Raw genomic sequence first — 3,820 nt, forward strand, 5'->3', positions numbered from 1 at the left:
CCGTGGGAGTCGGCCTCCGGGGCGAGGGCGGCGGTGGTGCGGGTGGGGAGCCCCTGGGCGCCCGGGGCGGCGGGCGGCACCGGAGCCATCGGGGCCGCCGGGACCATCGGGGCGCCGGCGGGCAGCGAGGGGACCGCGGGCAGCGCAGCGAGGCCGTCCGCGACCGAGGACGCGGCCGCGCCCGACCCGCCGGTCGACCGCGACCTCGCCGCGCTGCCGGTGGCCGGCGCCGGCTTCACCTTCACGTCGACCTCGCACATCGGGCGCGCCGCCGACGACGGGATCCGCACCGTGCCCGGCGACCCGCCCACCACGTAGTCCTCGGTCGTTCCGATCTTCGGCTTCACCCGCACGGTGTCGCCCGGCATCGCGGACACCGTCTGGCCGCAGGACGCCGGCACCACCTTGGTGGGCGCCGGGGCGGCCGACGCGACCCCCGCGCCGAGGGCGACCGGGCCGACGAGCAGACCGCCCGCGACGGCGGCCGTGGTGACGAGACGTGCGACAGACACCATCGCGGGGGACCTCCGAGAGCACTACCCGCCCGCCGTCGCACCGTGAGCGCCGGTCGGGACTCCGACGCCGGGACCAACGACGGGGTCAGCCGTTGGTGATGCCGTCCCTGTCCTCGAGGTCGCCGCAGGCGCAGGATGGTGATCCCCACCACCCTCGGAGGCCCCGTGCCGGACATCCCGGTCAGCGACGTCGACCTGTTCGCCGACGACGCCCGCGTCGACCCGTACCCCGTCTACCGGACGCTACGAGACCTCGGACCCGTCGTCGAGATGTCCCGCCACGGCCACTACGCGCTGCCGCGCTACGCCGACGTGCGTGCGGCGCTGATGGACTGGCAGACGTTCTCGTCGGCCAAGAGCGTGTTCGTCGACGAGACCATGAACGCCCAGCTCGAGGGCATCACGCTGTGCAGCGACCCGCCGGACCACACGATGATGCGCGCGGTCCTCGGTCGTCCGCTGCGCCCCGACCGGATGCGCGAGATCACCCCGACGATCGAGGAGGAGGCCGACCGCGTCGTCGGGAAGCTCGTGGACCGGGGCCGCTTCGACGTCGCCACCGAGCTGGCCGAGCACCTGCCCTCGACGGTGGTCTCGCGCCTCGTCGGCCTCGGCGAGGGCCACCGCGGAAAGATGCTGGAGTGGGCGGAGGCCATCTGGGACGTCCAGGGGCCCGCCAACCAGCGTTTCCAGGACGCGTTGCCCGCCGTCGAGGAGTTCCTCGCCTACGCGCAGAACGAGGCCGTCCCCGGCAACATCGACCCCGACGGCTGGGCCGCGCACCTCTACCAGGCGGCCGACCGGGGTGAGCTGCCCCGCGAGAAGTGCCCGGTGATGATGCTCGACTACGTCACCCCGAGCCTCGACACGACGATCCTCGGGATCACCTCGATGATCGCGCTGTTCGCGGCGCATCCCGACCAGTGGGACCTGCTGCGTGCCGACCGCTCCCTCGTCCCGCACGCGATCAACGAGTCGTTGCGGATGGAGACCTCGGTCCCGCAGTTCACGCGCGTGCTCACCGAGGACCACGAGATCGACGGCGTCCCGCTGCCCGCCGGGAGCCGGGTCGCGCTGCTCTACGGCTCGGCCAACCGCGACGAGCGCAAGTACCCCGACCCGGACCGCTTCGACATCACCCGCCGCCCCTCGGACCACCTCGCGTTCGGTCGCGGCGAGCACGTGTGCGTGGGCATGCACCTCGCCCGCCTGGAGATGTCCGCGCTGCTCGAGCGGCTCGCCGACCGGGTCGAGCGCTTCGAGGTCGTCGCGTCCCGCCCCCTGCTCAACAACGGGCTGCGCGGGCTGGAGCACCTCGAGGTGACCGTCTCCTGAGGCTCACTTCCAGCGGCGCATCAGGTCGATCGCCGCCATCTCGCGGCGCGAGAGCGTGAAGTCGGTGATCGCGAGGTTCTCGGCGAGCCGCCCGGGGTCGGCCGACTTGGGGAACACGACGATCCCGCGCTGCAGGTGCCAGCGCAGGATCACCTGCGCCGGGGTCCGGCCGACCCGCGCCGCGACGCGCCGGGCGATCGGGTGCGTGGTGAGCCGGCCCTCGCGCAGCGGCCCCCACGACTCCGTCGTGATGCCGCGGCGCCGGTGGTAGCGCCGCATACCGCGGTGCGGGGTGCGCGGGTTGACCCGGATCTGGTTCACCGCGGGCACGACGCCGGTCGCGTCGACCAGCTGCTCGATCCCGCGCCGGCCGAAGTTCGAGACCCCGACCGAGCGCACCCGCCCGTCGGCGCGCATCGCGGCGAACGCCCGCCACGTCTCGACGTCGGCCTCGCCCGGGCGGTGGACCAGGAACAGGTCGACGTGGTCGGTGCCCAGCCGGCGCAGGCTCGCGTCGAGCGCCCGCTGCGCCGCGTCGTACCCGTGGGCGCCGTCGTCGAGCTTCGTCGTGATCCACACGTCCTCGCGCGGGACGCCGGCGTCGCGCAGGCCCTGCCCGACCCCGGCCTCGTTGCCGTAGCCCTGCGCGGTGTCGACGTGGCGGTAGCCCAGCTGGAGGGCCGTGCGGACGAGGCCGGCTGTGTCGTCGGCGGGCACGTGGTAGACGCCGAGCCCGAACTGCGGGATCACCGACCCGTCGTTGAGTGTCACGCGTGGGGTGTCATCCATCAGAATCCGATGATGACCGAGGACCTCGACGCCGTCGTCGTCGGCGCCGGGTTCGCCGGGCTCGCCGCCCTGCACCTGCTGCGCGAGTGGGGGCTGCGCGTGCGCGCCTACGACGACGCGGGCAACGTCGGGGGCACGTGGTGGTGGCACGCGTACCCGGGGGCGCACCTGGACACCGAGTGCCACGTCTACCAGTACGCGTTCTCCGAGGCGCTCTACCGCGACTGGGGCTGGAGCGAGCGCTACCCGGCGGGCTACGAGGTGCAGCGCTGGCTGCGGTTCGTCGCCGACCGCCTGGACCTGCGCCGCGACATCCGGCTGTCGACGCGGGTCGTGTCCGTGGTTCCCGACGACGGCTGGTGGGTCGTGCGGACCGACCGTGGCGGGACGGTCCGGGCGCGGCACGTCGTGGCGTGCACCGGGCGGCGGTCGGTGGAGCCGGAGGTGGACGCGAGCGGGTTCGCCGGCCTCGTCGTGCGCACCGCGGCGTGGCCGGAGGACGGGCACGACCTCACGGGGCGGCGGGTCGGGATCCTTGGGACGACGAGCGCGACGGTGCAGCTCGTGCCGTGGATCGCGGACCGGGTGGCGGAGCTGGTCGTCGTGGACACCGGGGCCCTCGACGTCGTGCGGCGGGTGAACCCGCTCTTCGGCTGGCAGGAGCGCGACGCCTACAAGGCCCGCTTCGCCGAGTGGCCCGGCGAGGTCGACGAGCCGGCACCGGACCGGGCGACGATGCGGGCGCGGACGGGCGACGCCCGCCTGGTCCCCGACGGACCGCCGGGGCGGGTGCTCCTCGACGACGGGTACCTCGAGGCGTTCGACCGCGGGCACGTCACGCTGCTGGACCGCACGGACGTGGCGCGCGTGGCGGCCGAGGGACTGGAGCTCGCCGACGGCCGCGTCGTGGGCCTCGACGTCCTCGTGATCCCCGACGACTTCGACGCCGGGCCGCCCGCCGTGGCGGGCCTCGGGGAGACGGACGCGCCGGGGCTGCACCACGTCGTCGCGCCGTGCCGTGGAACGGCAGCCGTGGATCTCCAGCGCCGGCTCGCCGCCGTGGTCGAGAAGGTCGCGGTGTCCGACGGGCGTCGGGCCGACGACCCCGCGGCCCTGCGCCGCGCACATCGAGACTCTTGACCCCTTGGTACTTCTCTAGGACCATCTGGTAGCTATGAGCG

General features: G+C 74.2%; 4 protein-coding genes. 2 read left to right on the forward strand and 2 right to left on the reverse strand.

All coding sequences use genetic code 11. The annotated features are described in order from the left end of the window. Nucleotides 1-515, reverse strand: a 515-nt coding sequence (locus AC0CYZ_RS31250; RefSeq protein ID WP_472222090.1) for a hypothetical protein, incomplete at its 3' end; no start/stop codon positions are given. A gap of 165 nt (nt 516-680) precedes the next feature. Here AC0CYZ_RS31250 and AC0CYZ_RS31255 point away from each other — a divergent pair. After that, nucleotides 681-1,850, forward strand: a complete 1,170-nt coding sequence (locus AC0CYZ_RS31255; protein WP_472222092.1) for a cytochrome P450 — start codon at nt 681-683, stop codon at nt 1,848-1,850. Between the two features lie 3 nt (nt 1,851-1,853). Here the strand turns inward: AC0CYZ_RS31255 and AC0CYZ_RS31260 are convergent, their stop codons facing one another. Further along, nucleotides 1,854-2,621, reverse strand: a complete 768-nt coding sequence (locus tag AC0CYZ_RS31260) for an aldo/keto reductase (protein ID WP_472222094.1) — start codon at nt 2,619-2,621, stop codon at nt 1,854-1,856. Between the two features lie 30 nt (nt 2,622-2,651). Between AC0CYZ_RS31260 and AC0CYZ_RS31265 the strand changes: the two genes are divergently transcribed. Continuing rightward, entirely contained in the window at nt 2,652-3,779 is a 1,128-nt protein-coding gene (locus tag AC0CYZ_RS31265; RefSeq protein ID WP_472222096.1) for a flavin-containing monooxygenase, read from the forward strand. The last annotated feature ends 41 nt before the right edge of the window (nt 3,780-3,820 follow it).

The sequence above is a fragment of the Actinomycetospora sp. genome (genome assembly GCF_055612215.1).

What these genes read in the sequence shown, in the direction of transcription:
- AC0CYZ_RS31265 (WP_472222096.1), top strand. Translation starts at nt 2,652, where the DNA reads ATGACCGAGGACCTCGACGCCGTCGTCGTCGGCGCCGGGTTCGCCGGG.